The 16,818-nt window shown below is 52.8% G+C and carries 17 protein-coding genes; 7 read left to right on the top strand and 10 right to left on the bottom strand.

The window, feature by feature from the left end; genetic code table 11:
* Positions 1-34 precede the first annotated feature (34 nt).
* The gene (mtr, locus tag H9644_RS13820; protein WP_064529541.1) at positions 35-1,279 is read left to right on the top strand and encodes a tryptophan permease; all 1,245 of its coding nucleotides are present in this window, start codon (positions 35-37) and stop codon (positions 1,277-1,279) included.
* Between the two features lie 117 nt (positions 1,280-1,396).
* Here mtr and H9644_RS13825 read toward each other — a convergent pair whose 3' ends face one another.
* From H9644_RS13825 to ubiU, 3 genes are all read right to left on the bottom strand, one after another.
* Positions 1,397-2,404, bottom strand: coding sequence for a luciferase-like monooxygenase (locus H9644_RS13825; RefSeq protein WP_191774971.1), 1,008 nt, complete (start codon positions 2,402-2,404; stop codon positions 1,397-1,399).
* A 351-nt stretch (positions 2,405-2,755) separates the two neighbouring features.
* On the bottom strand, positions 2,756-3,634 hold the full coding sequence (locus H9644_RS13830) for a U32 family peptidase (protein WP_064529855.1): 879 nt from the start codon (positions 3,632-3,634) through the stop codon (positions 2,756-2,758).
* Between the two features lie 8 nt (positions 3,635-3,642).
* Positions 3,643-4,638 carry a ubiquinone anaerobic biosynthesis protein UbiU gene (gene ubiU, locus H9644_RS13835; RefSeq protein WP_064529543.1) on the bottom strand — a complete coding sequence of 332 codons (996 nt, stop codon included), beginning with the start codon at positions 4,636-4,638 and terminating at the stop codon, positions 3,643-3,645.
* 208 nt (positions 4,639-4,846) lie between these two features.
* Here ubiU and ubiT point away from each other — a divergent pair, with 208 nt between their 5' ends.
* Both ubiT and H9644_RS13845 read left to right on the top strand, forming a co-directional pair.
* Positions 4,847-5,371: a ubiquinone anaerobic biosynthesis accessory factor UbiT gene (ubiT, locus tag H9644_RS13840; protein ID WP_191774973.1), complete on the top strand. Its 525-nt coding sequence runs from the start codon at positions 4,847-4,849 to the stop codon at positions 5,369-5,371.
* Positions 5,365-5,868, top strand: coding sequence for a GNAT family N-acetyltransferase (locus tag H9644_RS13845; protein WP_000908553.1), 504 nt, complete (start codon positions 5,365-5,367; stop codon positions 5,866-5,868). The genes ubiT and H9644_RS13845 overlap by 7 nt, the downstream gene beginning before the upstream one ends.
* Here the strand turns inward: H9644_RS13845 and yhbQ are convergent.
* Positions 5,855-6,157, bottom strand: a complete 303-nt coding sequence (gene yhbQ / locus H9644_RS13850) for a DNA damage response exodeoxyribonuclease YhbQ (protein WP_191774975.1) — start codon at positions 6,155-6,157, stop codon at positions 5,855-5,857. The two genes, H9644_RS13845 and yhbQ, sit on opposite strands and share 14 nt — an antisense overlap.
* A 50-nt stretch (positions 6,158-6,207) precedes the next feature.
* Between yhbQ and H9644_RS13855 the strand changes: the two genes are divergently transcribed.
* The 3 genes from H9644_RS13855 to H9644_RS13865 all read left to right on the top strand — a co-directional run bounded on the left by H9644_RS13855 (position 6,208) and on the right by H9644_RS13865 (position 8,421).
* On the top strand, positions 6,208-6,630 hold the full coding sequence (locus H9644_RS13855) for a YhbP family protein (RefSeq protein WP_064529546.1): 423 nt from the start codon (positions 6,208-6,210) through the stop codon (positions 6,628-6,630).
* 42 nt (positions 6,631-6,672) lie between these two features.
* On the top strand, positions 6,673-7,308 hold the full coding sequence (locus tag H9644_RS13860) for an NAD(P)H-binding protein (RefSeq protein WP_191774977.1): 636 nt from the start codon (positions 6,673-6,675) through the stop codon (positions 7,306-7,308).
* A gap of 72 nt (positions 7,309-7,380) precedes the next feature.
* Complete coding sequence (locus H9644_RS13865) at positions 7,381-8,421, top strand: permease (RefSeq protein ID WP_191774979.1); 1,041 nt, start codon at positions 7,381-7,383, stop codon at positions 8,419-8,421.
* Positions 8,422-8,625: 204 nt separating this feature from the next.
* Here H9644_RS13865 and dolP read toward each other — a convergent pair whose 3' ends face one another.
* From dolP to lpoA, 4 genes are read right to left on the bottom strand one after another with little or no spacing between them, the layout of a single operon-like run.
* Positions 8,626-9,201, bottom strand: coding sequence for a division/outer membrane stress-associated lipid-binding lipoprotein (gene dolP, locus H9644_RS13870; protein ID WP_000646033.1), 576 nt, complete (start codon positions 9,199-9,201; stop codon positions 8,626-8,628).
* Between the two features lie 9 nt (positions 9,202-9,210).
* Entirely contained in the window at positions 9,211-9,801 is a 591-nt protein-coding gene (gene diaA / locus H9644_RS13875; RefSeq protein WP_001158034.1) for a DnaA initiator-associating protein DiaA, read from the bottom strand.
* A gap of 19 nt (positions 9,802-9,820) precedes the next feature.
* Positions 9,821-10,216 carry a YraN family protein gene (locus H9644_RS13880; protein ID WP_064529549.1) on the bottom strand — a complete coding sequence of 132 codons (396 nt, stop codon included), beginning with the start codon at positions 10,214-10,216 and terminating at the stop codon, positions 9,821-9,823.
* Positions 10,174-12,210: a penicillin-binding protein activator LpoA gene (lpoA, locus tag H9644_RS13885; RefSeq protein ID WP_064529550.1), complete on the bottom strand. Its 2,037-nt coding sequence runs from the start codon at positions 12,208-12,210 to the stop codon at positions 10,174-10,176. Before lpoA ends, H9644_RS13880 begins: the two co-directional genes overlap by 43 nt.
* 64 nt (positions 12,211-12,274) lie before the next feature.
* Here lpoA and rsmI point away from each other — a divergent pair, with 64 nt between their 5' ends.
* On the top strand, positions 12,275-13,135 hold the full coding sequence (gene rsmI, locus H9644_RS13890; protein WP_064529551.1) for a 16S rRNA (cytidine(1402)-2'-O)-methyltransferase: 861 nt from the start codon (positions 12,275-12,277) through the stop codon (positions 13,133-13,135).
* A gap of 42 nt (positions 13,136-13,177) precedes the next feature.
* Here the strand turns inward: rsmI and H9644_RS13895 are convergent, their stop codons facing one another.
* The gene (locus tag H9644_RS13895) at positions 13,178-14,269 is read right to left on the bottom strand and encodes a fimbrial protein (protein ID WP_191774981.1); all 1,092 of its coding nucleotides are present in this window, start codon (positions 14,267-14,269) and stop codon (positions 13,178-13,180) included.
* Positions 14,270-14,279: 10 nt separating this feature from the next.
* The gene (locus H9644_RS13900) at positions 14,280-16,799 is read right to left on the bottom strand and encodes a fimbria/pilus outer membrane usher protein (RefSeq protein WP_191774983.1); all 2,520 of its coding nucleotides are present in this window, start codon (positions 16,797-16,799) and stop codon (positions 14,280-14,282) included.
* Positions 16,800-16,818: the final 19 nt, after the last annotated feature.

Raw genomic sequence — 16,818 nt, forward strand, 5'->3', positions numbered from 1 at the left:
CAGTCGCACTATTTTTCACTGGAGAGAAGCCCTCATGGCAACACTAACCACCACCCAAACGTCACCGTCGCTGCTTGGCGGCGTGGTGATTATCGGCGGCACCATTATTGGCGCAGGGATGTTTTCTCTGCCTGTGGTCATGTCCGGCGCGTGGTTTTTCTGGTCAATGGCGGCGCTGATCTTCACCTGGTTCTGTATGCTGCATTCCGGCTTGATGATTCTGGAAGCTAACCTGAATTATCGAATCGGTTCGAGCTTTGACACCATCACTAAAGACTTGCTCGGTAAAGGCTGGAATGTGGTCAACGGTATTTCCATTGCCTTTGTGCTCTATATCCTGACCTACGCCTATATTTCTGCTAGTGGTTCGATTCTGCATCACACCTTCGCGGAGATGTCGCTGAATGTTCCGGCACGGGCGGCGGGATTTGGTTTTGCACTGTTGGTGGCGTTTGTGGTGTGGTTGAGCACCAAAGCCGTCAGCCGCATGACAGCGATTGTGCTGGGGGCGAAAGTCATTACCTTCTTCCTCACTTTTGGTAGCCTGCTGGGACATGTGCAGCCCGCTACCTTGTTCAACGTCGCGGAAAGCAATGCGTCCTATGCACCGTATCTGCTGATGACTCTGCCGTTCTGCCTGGCGTCGTTTGGCTATCATGGTAACGTGCCGAGCCTGATGAAGTATTACGGCAAAGATCCGAAAACCATCGTGAAATGCCTGGTGTACGGTACGCTGATGGCGCTGGCGCTGTATACCATCTGGTTGCTGGCGACGATGGGTAACATCCCGCGTCCGGAATTTATCGGCATTGCAGAGAAGGGCGGCAATATTGATGTGCTGGTACAGGCGTTAAGCGGTGTACTGAACAGCCGTAGTCTGGATCTGCTGCTGGTGGTGTTCTCAAACTTTGCGGTAGCGAGTTCGTTCCTCGGTGTAACGCTGGGTCTGTTCGACTATCTGGCGGATTTGTTTGGTTTCGACGACTCGGCTCTGGGCCGCTTTAAAACAGCCCTGTTGACCTTTGCCCCGCCTGTCGTTGGTGGCCTGCTGTTCCCGAACGGATTCCTGTACGCCATTGGTTATGCCGGTTTAGCGGCTACCATCTGGGCGGCAATTGTTCCGGCGCTGCTGGCCCGCGCATCACGTAAACGCTTTGGTAGTCCGAAATTCCGCGTCTGGGGCGGCAAGCCGATGATCGTGCTGATTCTGGTGTTTGGCGTTGGCAACGCATTGATCCATATTTTATCGAGCTTTAATTTGCTGCCGGTGTATCAGTAATCAGCGGTGCCTTATCCGACATTTCTGCTGCCTACACAATGCCTGATGCGCTTCGCTTATCAGGCCTACGTAGGACAGCGTTGCCAGCTCGGATAAGGCTTCCCGCGTTAAAACACACTATCCCAACAACTCTTCCTTCACATCCATCGCCAGCTCAAACGAATGCAGTCGCGCCTGGTGATCGAAAATCTGCCCGTTAACCATAATCTCATCGGCGTCGGTTTCGCGCAGGATCGACTGCAAGCCATGACGCACTTTCGCTTTATCACCTACCAACGACATACTCAGCGCTTGTTGCACGCCATACTGCTCGGACGGTGACCAGAACTGATCCATATTCTGAATCGGCGGAGGCAGTTGTCCGGTTTCGCCGCGGCGCAGCTTCACAAAGGCTTGCTGCATCGAGGTAAACAGGAATTCAGCGTCGCGGTTGCTGTCGGCGGCGATAATATTGATGCACACCATCGCGTACGGTTTCTCCAGCCGTGCCGATGGTTTGAAGTTGCTGCGATAAAGATGTAGCGCCTGGAACAGCATATCCGGTGCGAAGTGTGAGGCGAAGGCAAACGGCAGGCCGAGCTGCGCCGCCAGTTGTGCGCTGTAAAGGCTGGAGCCTAACAACCACACCGGGATTTTCTCGCCATAACCCGGTACAGGGCGCACATGCGGATTGGGATCGCGGGCGTCAAACCAGTCCACCAGCTCTTCGACATCGCGCGGGAAATTGTCAATATCGCCGCTCATATGACGACGTAGCGCCATCATGGTTCGCTGATCGCTACCTGGCGCGCGACCCAGCCCCAAATCGATTCGCCCCGGATAGAGCGTATTGAGCGTGCCGAATTGTTCGGCGATCACCAACGGTGAGTGGTTTGGTAACATCACGCCGCCGGAACCCAGATGCAGCGTGGTAGTATTCGCCGCCAGATAGCCAATCAATACTGATGTTGCAGCACTGGCAATGCCGGTCATATTGTGGTGTTCTGCCAGCCAGTAGCGATGATAGCCGCGTTTTTCAGCCAGACGGGCAAGATCGAGAGAGTGGGAGAATGCTTCTCGCGCCGATGAACCTTCGGGGATGGGGGCCAGATCGAGTAGCGAAAACGGAATGGTTTTATCAGTCATAACAGCTCACTTTGTTACCGATTAATCTTTAATACTGCATTAAAGAGTAGTTAAAGTTGTTAACAAAGTGAGCTATGCTCTAAAGAATTCGAGTTGCAGGACAAAACGGCAGGGTCGTTTTGAACAACGCTTGCGTTGGCCCTGAAAGGGCGAGGCCTCAGGCCGAGTAATGCGACAAGAGAGTGAATCCCCAGGAGCTTACATAAGTAAGTGACTGGGGTGAACGACAAATCCGCATGGAGCGGATTTGAACGCTGCTTGCAGCGGCCCCGTAAGGGGTGAGGCCCATGGATGGGCCGAATAACCCGCAGACGCAGCACATGCAACTCGAATTATGACGAGCATATTTACTTACGCTTGCAGCTCCAGCCCAGCCAGTCGCCGCCAGTAGCCGTTACAATCGCTGTTTGCCGTCAATGGCAGTGGCGAAGCGCCATTTTCATTGGCGCGGAAGGCGTCGAGCATAGCGAAAGTTTCAGTACCCTGTGGTGACAGGCGGACCACATCAACCAGTCCCTGCATTGACGTCAGCTCGTTACCGAGGTTGTACACGTAGCCGCTCATGGTCTGAATACCGTTGAGAACAAACACTTGCTGGTTCTCCTGCGACAGCACGTTGCGCCCGTTCGGATACTTAATGCAGCAGGTTTCACACTCATCTTTCGGGCGGTCTTCCGAACGCGCGGTGAAGCAGCGAGCGGAGTAGGCCAGCGGCAGATGACCGTAGCTCAATACTTCCACTTCAAACTGGTTGCGAATGCCCAGTTCATCACACTGATTAAGCAGATTCACCAGCCAGTCGCGGGAAAGTTCCACCGGCATACACCAGCGCATCATGCCCTGTTTGAGCAATATTTTTAGCGTCACTGCGTTGTAGCAGTTCAGCGCATGCCCGGCGACGAACGGCAGTTTGCGTTCAGCGCACATATTCACCACGCCGAGATCGCTGGCTTCAATCAGAAACTCACCGTTCTCAACATAGCGTTTCAGTTCGCCCAGTTCAGAGGACGCCTGCACCAGCGCCAGCGTGGAGAGCACAATCTGCTTGCCACTCCCTGCGAGCGATTTTGCCATCTCCAGCCAGTCGCCAACTTTGGTTGCCCGGCGCTTGCTGCATACCGCTTCACCAAGATAAATCACGTCGGCGCTGCTGGCGGCGGCCTGCTGATAAAATTCTTCCAGCGTTTCTTTTGGCCAGTACCACAGCACCGGCCCTAAGGAATATTTCATTGCTTTTCTCACTGCCATTTACGGTGATACGCGCCAAGCGTGGTTTGCGTGCCTTCGGACATCGATCCGAGCGTCTCCATCCACGCGCTTTGCGGTACGAAGTTTTGCGGATCGGCCTTACAACGGTCGATAGCCTGACGCCAGACTTTCGCCACCTGGCTGACATACGCCGGGCTACGCTGGCGGCCTTCAATTTTCACCGAAGCAATATTCGCCGCCATTAGCTCAGGCAGCAGTTCCAGGGTATTGAGACTGGTTGGTTCTTCCAGCGCGTGATAGCGAGCGCCGTCCACCAGATAACGCCCTTTACACAGCGTTGGATAACCTGCGTTTTCGCCATCCTGATAACGGTCGATCAGCACTTCATTAAGACGGGATTCCAGCCCCTGCTGCGTTTGCTGCCAGCGCACGAAGCGAGCCGGAGAACATGCACCTACGGTGTTGGGTGATTCGCCCGTCAGATACGACGACAGATAGCAACGGCCTTCCGACATAATGCACAGGCTGCCGAAAGCGAACACTTCCAGCGGTACAGGGGTAACCCGGGCCAGTTGTTTCACCTGATGAATCGACAACACGCGTGGCAGCACCACGCGGGCAACGTCAAAATGGCGATGATAAAAGTTGATCGCCTCTTCATTGGTCGCCGAAGCCTGCACCGATACGTGACGCTCAATATGTGGATAACGCTCGGCGGCGTACTCCAGCATGGCGAGGTCGGCGAGGATCAGTGCGTCGGCACCCAGCTGCGCCGCCATATCCACGGCGCGCTGCCAACGGGCGTAACCGTCCGGATGCGCAAAAGTATTAATCGCGATGTGAAGTTTGCGGCGATGTTGATGGACAAAACTCACCGCTTCCTGCAATTTTTTTTCGGTAAAGTTAAGGCCGGCGAAGTGACGGGCATTAGTATCATCTTTTAGCCCGATATAAACAGCATCTGCGCCGTTTTCGATGGCCGCCTTAAGCGCCGGGAGATTTCCGGCAGGGCAGAGCAGCTCCATAATTTTTCCTGAAGGTTGCGCTATCAAAGCGCAAAAATGTTAACGAACTGGGATTTTAGTTAACCTTGCTGCGACAATTTTTGATTTAAGGCAGTTAAAGTTGTATTGGTGGTAGCAGCAATTTCATATGGAATTGTTGATTTATACCGCTATGTTATTTTTCCAATATGGCAAAATAGGATGATTGTTGAAGCAGGGAGTAAAACTCGTGTTGGATAAACTGCGTTCCCGCATTGTGCATTTGGGGCCATCTCTGTTGAGTGTACCGGTAAAACTGACGCCATTTGCGCTAAAACGCCAGGTTCTTGAGCAGGTCTTAAGCTGGCAATTCCGTCAGGCGCTGGACGATGGCGAGCTGGAGTTCCTTGAAGGCCGCTGGTTAAGTATTCATGTGCGTGATATTGACCTGCAATGGTTTACCTCAGTGGTGAATGGCAAACTGGTCGTTAGCCAGAACGCGCAAGCTGATGTGAGTTTTAGTGCCGACGCCAGCGATCTGCTGATGATTGCGGCGCGTAAACAGGATCCAGACACGCTCTTCTTCCAGCGTCGGCTGATGATTGAAGGCGATACGGAGCTGGGGCTGTATGTGAAAAACCTGATGGACGCCATTGAACTGGAGCAGATGCCGAAAGCCTTACGCATGATGCTGCTGCAACTGGCGGATTTTGTTGAGGCAGGAATGAAAACCACGCCTGAAACCAAACAGACATCGGTAGGTGAACCATGCTAATTCGAGTAGAAATTCCCATTGATGCGCCGGGTATTGATGCCCTGCTGCGTCGTTCATTCGAAAGCGATGCGGAAGCGAAGCTGGTTCACGATCTGCGTGAAGATGGCTTTCTGACGCTGGGGCTGGTGGCGACAGATGACGAAGGTCAGGTCATTGGCTATGTGGCATTTAGTCCGGTTGATGTGCAGGGCGAAGACCTGCAATGGGTCGGCATGGCACCGCTGGCGGTAGATGAAAAATACCGTGGACAGGGGCTGGCACGCCAGTTGGTCTATGAAGGACTCGATTCGCTCAACGAGTTCGGCTATGCCGCAGTGGTGACGCTGGGCGATCCGGCGCTGTACAGTCGTTTCGGCTTTGAGCTGGCGGCACATCATGATTTGCGTTGCCGCTGGCCGGGCACTGAAAGCGCCTTCCAGGTACATCGTTTAGCGGATGATGCGCTGAACGGCGTAACCGGGCTGGTTGAGTATCACGATCACTTCAATCGCTTTTAATCTCCGGGGTTTGCAGACTCTTTAACAACTCTGCAAACCCTGCGCCGTCCGCTACCAGACACTCTTTCTGTCGTTTGGTCAGTTGCTTAACGCGATATTCCGCCCGTAGTGCCAGCGAACGGTCGCCCACTGGCGCGGAAAACGCCAGCGTCAGTTCACCTTTCCCACGCAGTGCCTTCGCCCCTTTGCCGCTCTGATGTTGCTGATAGCGGCGTTCGACATCCGTGGTGATCCCGGTATAAAGCTTATTGTCAGCGGTGCGGATCAAATAGAGGAACCAGGGTGTCATCGTCTGTGTCACATGTTATGGTCAGGCCAACAGTATAAAAGAGAACAGAAATGGAAACACTCACCGCCATCAGCCGTTGGTTGGCAAAACAACATGTTGTCACCTGGTGTGTGCAGCAGGAAGGGGAACTCTGGTGCGCCAATGCCTTTTATCTTTTTGATGCGCAGAAAGTCGCCTTCTACATTTTGACGGAAGAAAAAACGCGCCATGCGCAGATGAGCGGGCCGCAGGCGGCAGTTGCCGGAACGGTAAACGGTCAGCCGAAAACGGTGGCATTAATCCGTGGCGTGCAGTTTAAAGGCGAGATCCGCAGGCTGGAAGGTGAGGAAAGCGACCTCGCACGCAAGGCATATAACCGTCGTTTTCCGGTTGCCAGAATGCTGTCGGCGCCGGTATGGGAAATTCGACTCGATGAAATAAAATTCACCGACAACACGCTGGGCTTTGGTAAAAAACTGGTCTGGCAACGGTAACCTATAGTTAAACATGAGTACATATACAGGGCCGGAGGCAATATGAGTCAGGTTTTAATTACAGGCGCAACGGGGCTAGTGGGCGGTCACCTGCTGCGGATGTTGATTAACGAACCGGAAGTTAACGCCATTGCCGCGCCGACGCGACGCCCGTTGGGCGATATGCCAGGGGTGTTTAATCCCCATGATCCGCAACTGACCGACGCGCTGGCGCAGGTCACCGATCCCATCGACATTGTTTTTTGTTGTCTCGGCACTACACGACGGGAGGCGGGGAGCAAAGAGGCGTTTATTCATGCCGATTACACGCTGGTCGTGGACACCGCATTAACCGGGCGGCGACTGGGCGCACAGCATATGCTGGTGGTCAGTGCCATGGGGGCAAATGCCCACTCGCCGTTTTTCTATAACCGCGTCAAAGGGGAGATGGAAGAAGCCTTAATTGCTCAGAACTGGCCGAAACTGACCATTGCGCGTCCGTCGATGTTGTTGGGCGATCGTAGCAAACAGCGGATGAACGAAACGCTTTTTGCGCCGCTGTTCCGTTTGCTACCCGGTAACTGGAAATCCATTGATGCACGGGATGTGGCGCGGGTAATGCTGGCAGAAGCGATGCGGCCTGAACATGAAGGGGTGACTATTTTAACCTCTTCAGAACTACGCAAAAGAGCTGAATAATTATTCCCAAGAATTGATAGTGAGCGTAATATTCACGCGCTCAATTATCATGACTTATTCCTGGGGAATGCTATGGCTGGTCAGTCTTCATCTCAGGCGGCAACGCCCATTCAGTGGTGGAAACCCGCGCTTTTCTTTCTCGTTGTCATTGCCGGACTTTGGTATGTGAAATGGCAACCTTACTATGGCAAGGCGTTTACCGCCGCCGAAACTCACAGCATCGGTAAATCTATCCTCTCACAGGCGGATGCTAATCCGTGGCAGGCGGCATGGGATTACGCGGTGATCTATTTCATCGCGGTATGGAAAGCGGCGGTGCTGGGTGTGATCCTCGGTTCGTTGATTCAGGTGCTAATCCCTCGTAACTGGCTGCTGCGTACGTTGGGGCAATCGCGTTTTCGCGGTACATTGTTGGGAACGCTGTTTTCGCTGCCGGGTATGATGTGTACCTGCTGTGCGGCTCCGGTCGCGGCGGGGATGCGGCGCCAGCAGGTGTCGATGGGTGGCGCGCTGGCATTCTGGATGGGGAATCCGTTGTTAAACCCGGCGACGCTGGTGTTTATGGGGTTTGTCCTTGGCTGGGGCTTTGCCGCGATTCGTCTGGTTGCTGGGCTGGCGATGGTGTTGCTGATTGCGACACTAGTACAAAAATGGGTACGTGAGACACCACAAACGCAGGCGCCGGTCGAAATTGACATGCCGGAAGTGCAGGGCGGATTTTTTACTCGCTGGGGCAGGGCGCTATGGACGCTTTTCTGGAGTACGATCCCGGTTTATATCCTTGCAGTACTGGTGTTGGGTGCTGCTCGCGTCTGGTTATTCCCCCATGCCGATGGTGCTGTCGATAACAACCTGATGTGGGTAGTGGCGATGGCGGTTGCGGGATGCTTGTTTGTCATTCCCACGGCAGCAGAAATTCCGATTGTACAAACGATGATGCTGGCAGGCATGGGAACCGCTCCGGCGCTGGCATTGTTGATGACGCTTCCGGCAGTAAGTTTGCCGTCGCTGATTATGCTGCGCAAAGCGTTTCCGGCGAAAGCCTTATGGCTGACAGGGGCGATGGTAGTGGTGTCTGGTGTGATTGTCGGTGGGCTGGCGCTGTTGGTCTGATTCGAGGGAAAACATGTCGGATGCGGCGCGAGCGCCTTATCCGACCTACGGTTTGCATCGTTGTAGGCCTGATAAGACACAGCAAGCGTCGCATCAGGCAACGGCAGTCGGATGCGGCGTAAACACCTTATCCGACCTACGGTTTGCATCGTTGTGGGCCTGATAAGACGCGACAAGCGTCGCATCAGGCATTACAAGTGACAGCTATTTAATAAACGTAAACGCCGTGGTCACACGCTTCACGCCGCTCACCCGGCTGGCAATATCTGCCGCTGCTTTCGCTTCACGTTCAGTCACCAGCCCCATCAGGAATACTTCACCGTTTTCGGTGGTCACTTTCACGTTGGACGATTTCACCAGGTCGCTGGTTAAAAGCTGCGAACGTACTTTGGTGGTGATCCACGTATCATTAGATGCTTCGCCCAGACCAATCGGCTGGCCCTGACGAATCTCGTTATACACTTCGTTGGCACCGTCTACGCCCATAGCAATCTGTTTGGCGCGAGCCGAAAGTTCAGCGTTTGGTGACTGCCCAACCAGCAGCACTTTGCCCTGATAGGCCGTTACATTAATGCGCGCTTCTTTCTTAATCTGTTCGTCTTTCGACAATGCGCTGTTCACGCGCACTTCCAGGGTACCATCGTCCACCTGGGTGCCGACACTGCGAGGGTCGGTCGCGGCTTTGGTGCCGACAGCAGCGGTGCCGACTACAGCCGCAGCAACGCAACCTTGCAACAGCAGCGCGGAAATAAGGACTGCGATTGGCGATAATGCCTTCATGTATTCTCCTTAATCATCCTGGTGAGGGAAAAGCGTGTTATCGATCAGATCGCACAAGCAATTTACCGTCAGCATATGCATTTCCTGAATGCGAGCACTGCGATGCGAGGGGATGCGAATTTCTACATCCTGTGGCCCTAACAAACCAGCAAGTTCACCGCCATCATAGCCGGTCAATGCCACAATGGTCATATCACGCGTAACGGCGGCTTCAACAGCTTTAACGATATCGCGGCTGTTACCGCGAGTAGAAATGGCTAACAACACGTCTCCCGCATGCCCCAGCGCCCGTACCTGTTTTGCATACACTTCATCATGCAAGCGATCGTTGGCAATCGCCGTTAAGACAACATTATCAGTATTTAGTGCAATGGCAGGTAAGCTGGGCCGCTCCGTTTCGAAACGGTTGATCATGCTGGCAGCAAAATGCTGTGCGTTGGCAGCGGAGGTTCCATTACCACAACAGAGGATTTTGTTGCCATTGAGCAGAGACTGAACCAGCGTCATGGCTGCACGGGAGATGGCATCCGGAAGCGCCTCTGCCGCCGCAATTTGAGTTTGAATGCTTTCAGTGAAGCAAGCTTTAATTCTTTCTTGCACGCTAATCCTTAAACCTTAATTATGAGTGGTCATTAAAGGCATCCTTAATCCACTCAACCTCATTCCCGGTGAAGGCTACCACATCGAACCGGCAATCCACAGTATCAAAACTCCCATTATGACGCGCAAGCCACAAGCGGGCAGTCTGTAATAATTTGTGTTGTTTGCTGCGGGTCACACTGGCTGCTGCGCCGCCGTAAAGGGCAGAGCGGCGGTAGCGCACTTCGACAAAAACGGTGGTCTGGCCTTCACGCATTATCAGATCGATCTCGCCGCCACGCTCGTTCACGTTAGCGGCGACAAACCGTAGTCCTTTGCCTTCCAGCCAGCGACGCGCTTGTGCTTCCCACGCATCGCCGGTCTGTTTGGTGGTTAACTGGCGGGGACTACCTGACCTTGTTGGTACTGTAGCCATGATAACTTCCTGTTAATCACGCAATCCGGGTTAGCCGTCAGACTTCCGGTATTACCGTTGATTTCAAAACCCTGAACCTGGCGCATTTGTGAGAAATGATTTGCCAGCGACCATGCATCAACACCCATTGCATACATGCGAGCCAGCGAATAATCGTTATTCACTGCGCTTAGTGCCTGCTGCATTAACGGTAGATTAGCGCCTGCCAGCATCGGGATCTCGCTGTACTGTAATCCTTCCATCTCAAGTCGGAAATCAGGGCCAGCGGAGCCTTGTGCACTGCGGGAACTGGCGTACAGCGTTGCGCCGCTATGGCTGCCGTTACGCATGGCGATCATCGGTTTGACGAAAGCGATTTCACCCGGCGTTGCCACAATATAGACCGCATCGACACGACCACCATTATTAGTGAACTGGTCATCGGTTGGCGCGGTTTGCAGCGTCGGATTGTTTGTGGTCATGCCAGAATCGGTTGTCGCTCTGGGGGTAATTGGGCTACCCGTTAAGGCGATGCCGGAACCGCCGTTCACGCCCGCACGTAATTCGCTGGTGGAGCCAAATTTTTGTTGCAGAACGGTGCCGCCACCCAGTTTCTGCCACTCTTGTGCGAAGGCGTTTGCTATGCGATCGCCAAGCGAACTGCGTGGGATCAGCACCAGCGGCGCCTGTTTCCCCTGGTCACGAATATGACGAGCCGCATCGCGTGCTTCATCTTCCGGCGATAGTGCGAAGTAACAGATATTAGCGCGGTTTTCGATATTTTCCGGCTGATTCAGCGCCAGTACGTTCAGTGGAGTGTTGCTCTTCAGCAACTCCTCAACGTTATTTTTCAGCAGCGGACCGACCACAATGCTCGCGCCATCCTGCTGAACCTGATTGAGGATCTGGCTAAGTGGTTGTGATGAGGTATCGTAGATTTTCAGCTCTGCGGATGGATTCGCTGGCGCGCTTACCGCTGCAGTGCTTGCCGCTGGGGCGCTTACAGGTACCGGCTGTGCTGCGGTTTCTTCACCTGTCAGATCGCTAACCGAGGCTTGTGCCGGGCTGGCAACGCCATCCACAGTTTGTGGCTGGGGTTGCTCTGTTACGTCAGCGGCAGGCGCGGTAGCTACCTGAGCCGCTACTGGCTGAGTGCCAATGTTTTTCGCTGCTTCAAAGCCTTGCTGAATAGTGCGACCAAACACTGCGGCCTGACCATTCAACGGCAGTAGCAGGGCGATTTTATTGGTTGACGCTGGTTTGAACGCTTTTACGTTTACCAACTGCGTTGGCAGCATTTTCGCGCCCGGATTGTTCGGGTAACGTTTCTGCCAGTCGGCGATCCCTGCTTTCATCATGTTGGGATCGTTACGGTTATCAAACCAGACGCGCTGCAGATCCAGCCAGCCTTGCAGGATATTTTCGTCGGCGTTGATTACCAGCGTATTCGCCTGCTGTTGGGTCATGGACGATAGCGCCTGCCAGGTAGCGTCAATATTCTGTTGCTTTTCCTTCGCACCGAGCAGAGGTTCCTGGGCGACTAATGCACGCAGTAATTCAATGGAAGGACGTCCCTGGCTGGCATCGATTCTCGCCTGCCAGTAGCGCGCTTGCTGGTTTTGTTCTAAATCGGTCGGCGTGATTTTTGCCAACAAGGTCTGTGCGCCAGTAAAATCTTTTTGCGCCAGCTTGATTTCTACCGCCAGCAGCGTTTTCTCGCGACGCTGGGTATCGTTTAGTTCTTGCGGCAGCTGATTAAACAACTCCACCGCTTGCCCGGTTTTGCCTTCTTTCACTAGTGCACGAATGGCGAGTAATTGCCAGTTGATCCTGGTATCATCAGAGCTTTGCTGCATCTGTTGTAGATAAAAGGCAGAATCGGCCTGCGCCGTTCCCTGCATGTAGGCAGTGGACTGATCGGGGGCATGGGTGCCACAACCGGCGAAAATCAGGGCTGCCAGAACAACAGGCAGACAACGCGCGGCTTTCAAACGAGAAAATGTTGAGGGTACCATAATGTATCCAGTGATATTTTTTTTACGCAATGCTCAATATTAAATCGGCAATACGGACGACACAATGAAACAACACCAATCGGCGGATAATTCTCAAGGCCAGCTCTATATTGTACCTACGCCAATCGGTAATCTGGCGGATATCACCCAGCGTGCGCTTGAGATATTGCAGGCCGTTGATCTGATTGCTGCCGAGGATACCCGTCATACCGGTTTACTGTTGCAACATTTTGGGATTAACGCCCGGTTGTTCGCTTTGCACGACCATAATGAACAACAAAAAGCCGAAACGCTGGTGGCAAAGCTAAAAGAGGGGCAAAACATTGCGTTGGTGTCCGATGCCGGAACGCCACTAATTAACGACCCTGGCTACCATCTGGTGCGCACCTGTCGTGAAGCGGGTATCCGCGTTGTCCCGCTGCCGGGGCCGTGTGCCGCTATCGCCGCACTGAGCGCCGCCGGTCTGCCTTCGGACCGTTTCTGCTATGAAGGCTTCCTGCCTGCCAAATCAAAAGGCCGTCGCGACGCGCTAAAAGCCATCGAAGCCGAGCCGCGCACGCTGATTTTTTATGAATCAACACACCGTTTGTTAGATAGCCTGGAAGATATCGTCGCGGTATTGGGCGAATCTCGCTACGTGGTGCTGGCGCGCGAGCTGACCAAAACCTGGGAATCTATTCACGGCGCGCCGGTGGGTGAACTGCTGGCGTGGGTGAAGGAAGATGAAAACCGTCGCAAAGGCGAAATGGTGCTGATTGTCGAAGGACATAAAGCGCAGGAAGATGATCTCCCCGCTGAAGCATTGCGCACACTGGCGTTGCTGCAAAAAGAACTGCCGTTGAAGAAAGCGGCAGCCCTGGCGGCAGAAATCCACGGCGTGAAGAAAAATGCGCTGTATAAGTATGCGCTGGAGCAGCAGGAGTAAGTGTACTAACGCGTTGCGCTAATGAAGCCGCAACGCGTTGCTTTATCGCACAATTACGGTAATGGTTGCCGTGCCCTGAAATTTTCCCGTTTCAAGTTCCCCCCCCACCAGATTCACCGGCCAGGCGCGCATATTGACGCTGCCACGCCCGGAGGCATCAACAGGAAGAATTCCGTTCTGGAAGGGAATATTCGTCGCCCCACTGCCGATGTGTTCAATACGAATACCGACATCAGGCACATTGTCTGAACTTCTGCGTCTGGCGACCAGGTTGTACTGGTCTACTACGCCAGATGTGCCGTCAATTCGCATCTGCAATGTATTTTTAATGGTCGATGTATCGCCACAGTCATAGGAGATATCAAAGTTTACCGGAGTAAAACCGTCTGGCATGGTATTGCGGGTCGTAAATTTCTGACCATTAATGAATCCCAAATTAACCTTTATGACGTCTCCCTGGTTAATTTTGCACGACTGCGGCGCGGTGAGGTTACCCTGAATAGACAACGTGACTAAATCATGAAAGTTGCCTGAAGTGGGCGATCCCATACCATCGAGCCATGCGCCTTTAATCACGGCGATATCGGTTTTCGGAATGGTTATTGAGCCGAGAAAGGGTTTGGTTACGTACAGGGTAAAGGTTGTATTTGCCCCGATATTAATCGGCCCATTGCGAGACGTGTCACCCTGGCAAACACCCGTGCCCGTTGAGGCTGAATATAATGCTGGATCTTTTATCTGCGTAGACCAATTGTTAACTGAGACTATTTGGTCGCTTGCCAGTCCGGGAATATCATTTGCCTTTAATGTGGTTTTAATATCCAGACTGTCATTGAGTTTGTAATAACCTGTCTGATGACCATTGGTGGCGAGTACTGGACTGACCATATAGACGAGTTTAACGGCCTTTCCCGCCGGGCAGGAACAGGCGTATTGCCAGCTAGTGCTACTAAGCGACGAAGAGTCGAACTCTTGTCCAGTCACGTTATCCGCCTGATTCACGGTAACGTCATCAACCATACTGGAATAATTCACCGTACCGCTGGTACTGTCAGCACCACAAGGCCCGGAAGCGGCATAAGCGCCGGTGGCGGGGAGTAACATAAGCCCGGCAATCACAGTCCATCTTTTCATTTTTTTATCCTTAATTGCACTGTGCTGTGCCTTGTAAAACGGAGGATGTTGGTTTGTCTAAATCTGGCGTACTAAACGTAAACTGGCACTGCTGACTAGCCTGATTTCCCCAGCGTACGGTCCAGTTTTGTGATTTGCTTGACACTCCTGACAGATACAATACGCCGCCCTCATCCACGATGCTTTGTTGCCCCGTCTCATCGTTGCTGGCCAGTGCGCCAAAAGGTAACGGCTTGCCGCTTCGATCGTTGACGGTCACCAGTACCCGATAACCTATATTAGCGCTGAAATGTGCCGCTACCATTGCCCCCCTGTTGGGCACCACAACCTGGGTTGTTTGCTCAAGATCGACGTTATCGGGCAATTGTGTGGTATCGACCGAGAGGCGGTTTTCCTGATACGTGGTGAGATAGGGAACGACGGCATAACCGAAGGGATCGGTAGCAATTCCCGGATAGTTTTGCATCCGCACACCAGAAGCACCGTTAGCATCAATAAGAGCGAAAGCGTTGCCCAGATATTGCGAAAGTGTCACGCCATGAGAATGGACAACCAGGCCGCCGGTGACGCCATAGTTGTATTGGCTACTCTCATTCCCGTAATCGTAGCCAGCACTGAAGGTTCCATAAGGGGAGCGGTAACTGGCGTTCAGGCTACTGTTATGGTTGTTATCGTCATCGAGACTTTGTTGCACGCTATAGCTCAGGCGACCATCATCCAGCAGTGAGCCATCAAGGCGCATTTCATGCTGTGTTGGACGATCTTTCTGGCTGGTCATCTGATATGAAACCCGGCTGCGCGATAACCACTGTTCCAGTGGAATACTCAGATTCAGGGAGAGCGCGCGGTCATTGTCTTCATCTGTGTAGCGGCTGTATTGATAATTCAGGCTGTAGCCAATTCCCCATTGCTGGCCGGAGACCCCGACAGAAACATTTCTGTTTTTCTCGTTATTGCCCCAGTAGTCTTGTTGTGAACCCGTAGCGTACAGGCTCATCCCGTCAAATATCGTCTGGCTGATACTGAACTGAATTTCACTTTTTTGACGACCGCTGTAATCCCAATTGCGGGAATTGGCTTCATCAAAACTAAAGTAGCCATCGCTGGTATAGCGATAGTAGCTGACGGCAATATTGGTGCTGGTTTCCGGGATATCTTTGATGTACTGCGTACGCCATTGATAACCACGAAAAGTATGCTGGTTATCAAATTGTGTATCAGCCCTGTTGATATCCATCGACAACGCGCCCAGAACGCCGAGGGTGCTGCCAATACCGACCCCCAGCGCATAATAATCTTCAGAACCGAGCAGGCCGCCATACAGTGTGAGGGTGTTATTGAGGCCGTAGATTGCCGTGGCTTCTGTAAATTCTGGTTCTTTACTGTCGCTGTTTGCATCATCGCGAAAGCGCCCGGCAGTGACGCTATATTTTAATCGCCCAGGCCGCTGCATCATGGGCAACGAAGAGTAAGGCTGGATAAAACGCCGCTGCGTACCGTCGCTTTCCTCAATGGTGACTTCTAAATCGCCGCTGTTAGAAGACGGGTAGAGATCGTTGATTTCAAAGGCACCCGCAGGAACGTTGCTTTGATAAATAACATAACCGTTTTGCCTGATGGTAACGATTGCACTGCTGTTCGCGATACCGCGTACCGTTGGAGCAAACCCACGCTGACTGTTTGGCAGCATATTATCGTCGGAAGCGAGTTGTACGCCGGTAAAGGTGTAGCTGGAAAATATACTGCCGCTGGTGGCGCTTTCTCCCAGAATTAATTGGGACTTCAGTGCCTTGATATCACGTTGTAAGTAGCTACTGATGGTATTCCAGTTTGATGTCTGTTCGTTGCGCGTCCAGGTCGAGTAGTTGCGTAGCCGCCAGGGGCCAAAATTGGCACCGTTTTGCATGTTCAGATATTGTCGTTGGTTTCGATTACCCTGGCGATAACGATTTTCGGAGCCGGTAAAGGAGTAGCTGCTAAACAACGTGGGCATTCCATCGTCCCAACGGGAAGGGGGCACGTAACCCCTGGCATCGCGGTAAATCGCTATTTGGGGAATGCTTAAATTGAGGCGCTGATGATTGAAATCAAAATCAGCGACTGTACCGGGTATAATCTGTTTGAGCGAAGTGATTACGCTCTCATCCTCTTTTTCGGCCAGCTCTGGAATTTCATCCACCTTAACGCCGAGCTCGCGCAGTTGCCCCACCGTAAATTGGGGTTCCAGCCGTTGCTCTGCATTGGCGACAAACGTCATTTTTTTCTGTGAAACTTTCTTTTTATTCAGCCAGATATCAACCAGGTAAGTGCCAGGCAGTTGAGCGTATTTTTTTGAAAAGCGTGACAGGTCTGTTGTCTGCATGCCGCTTTTTGTTGTTTCCAGCATACTGGGTTCGAAATAATACTCTTCGGCGTTAGCCGTAGCGCAAAGCACACCGCTGCCAGCGAGTACCACAGATAAAATGCGTTGAATAATGAGAGCCAATCGTTTCGGCGTTGGTCTACGATCCTGATATTGTTGTTTTGGCATTCCCTGCTAACCCGTACTT

This window comes from Escherichia whittamii, assembly GCF_014836715.1.
Taxonomy (GTDB): Bacteria; Pseudomonadota; Gammaproteobacteria; order Enterobacterales; family Enterobacteriaceae; genus Escherichia; species Escherichia whittamii.

What these genes read in the sequence shown, in the direction of transcription:
- mtr (WP_064529541.1), top strand. Translation starts at nt 35, where the DNA reads ATGGCAACACTAACCACCACCCAAACGTCACCGTCGCTGCTTGGCGGC.
- H9644_RS13825 (WP_191774971.1), bottom strand. Translation starts at nt 2,404, where the DNA reads ATGACTGATAAAACCATTCCGTTTTCGCTACTCGATCTGGCCCCCATC.
- H9644_RS13830 (WP_064529855.1), bottom strand. Translation starts at nt 3,634, where the DNA reads ATGAAATATTCCTTAGGGCCGGTGCTGTGGTACTGGCCAAAAGAAACG.
- ubiU (WP_064529543.1), bottom strand. Translation starts at nt 4,638, where the DNA reads ATGGAGCTGCTCTGCCCTGCCGGAAATCTCCCGGCGCTTAAGGCGGCC.
- H9644_RS13845 (WP_000908553.1), top strand. Translation starts at nt 5,365, where the DNA reads ATGCTAATTCGAGTAGAAATTCCCATTGATGCGCCGGGTATTGATGCC.
- yhbQ (WP_191774975.1), bottom strand. Translation starts at nt 6,157, where the DNA reads ATGACACCCTGGTTCCTCTATTTGATCCGCACCGCTGACAATAAGCTT.
- H9644_RS13855 (WP_064529546.1), top strand. Translation starts at nt 6,208, where the DNA reads ATGGAAACACTCACCGCCATCAGCCGTTGGTTGGCAAAACAACATGTT.
- H9644_RS13860 (WP_191774977.1), top strand. Translation starts at nt 6,673, where the DNA reads ATGAGTCAGGTTTTAATTACAGGCGCAACGGGGCTAGTGGGCGGTCAC.
- H9644_RS13865 (WP_191774979.1), top strand. Translation starts at nt 7,381, where the DNA reads ATGGCTGGTCAGTCTTCATCTCAGGCGGCAACGCCCATTCAGTGGTGG.
- dolP (WP_000646033.1), bottom strand. Translation starts at nt 9,201, where the DNA reads ATGAAGGCATTATCGCCAATCGCAGTCCTTATTTCCGCGCTGCTGTTG.
- H9644_RS13880 (WP_064529549.1), bottom strand. Translation starts at nt 10,216, where the DNA reads ATGGCTACAGTACCAACAAGGTCAGGTAGTCCCCGCCAGTTAACCACC.
- lpoA (WP_064529550.1), bottom strand. Translation starts at nt 12,210, where the DNA reads ATGGTACCCTCAACATTTTCTCGTTTGAAAGCCGCGCGTTGTCTGCCT.
- rsmI (WP_064529551.1), top strand. Translation starts at nt 12,275, where the DNA reads ATGAAACAACACCAATCGGCGGATAATTCTCAAGGCCAGCTCTATATT.
- H9644_RS13895 (WP_191774981.1), bottom strand. Translation starts at nt 14,269, where the DNA reads ATGAAAAGATGGACTGTGATTGCCGGGCTTATGTTACTCCCCGCCACC.
- H9644_RS13900 (WP_191774983.1), bottom strand. Translation starts at nt 16,799, where the DNA reads ATGCCAAAACAACAATATCAGGATCGTAGACCAACGCCGAAACGATTG.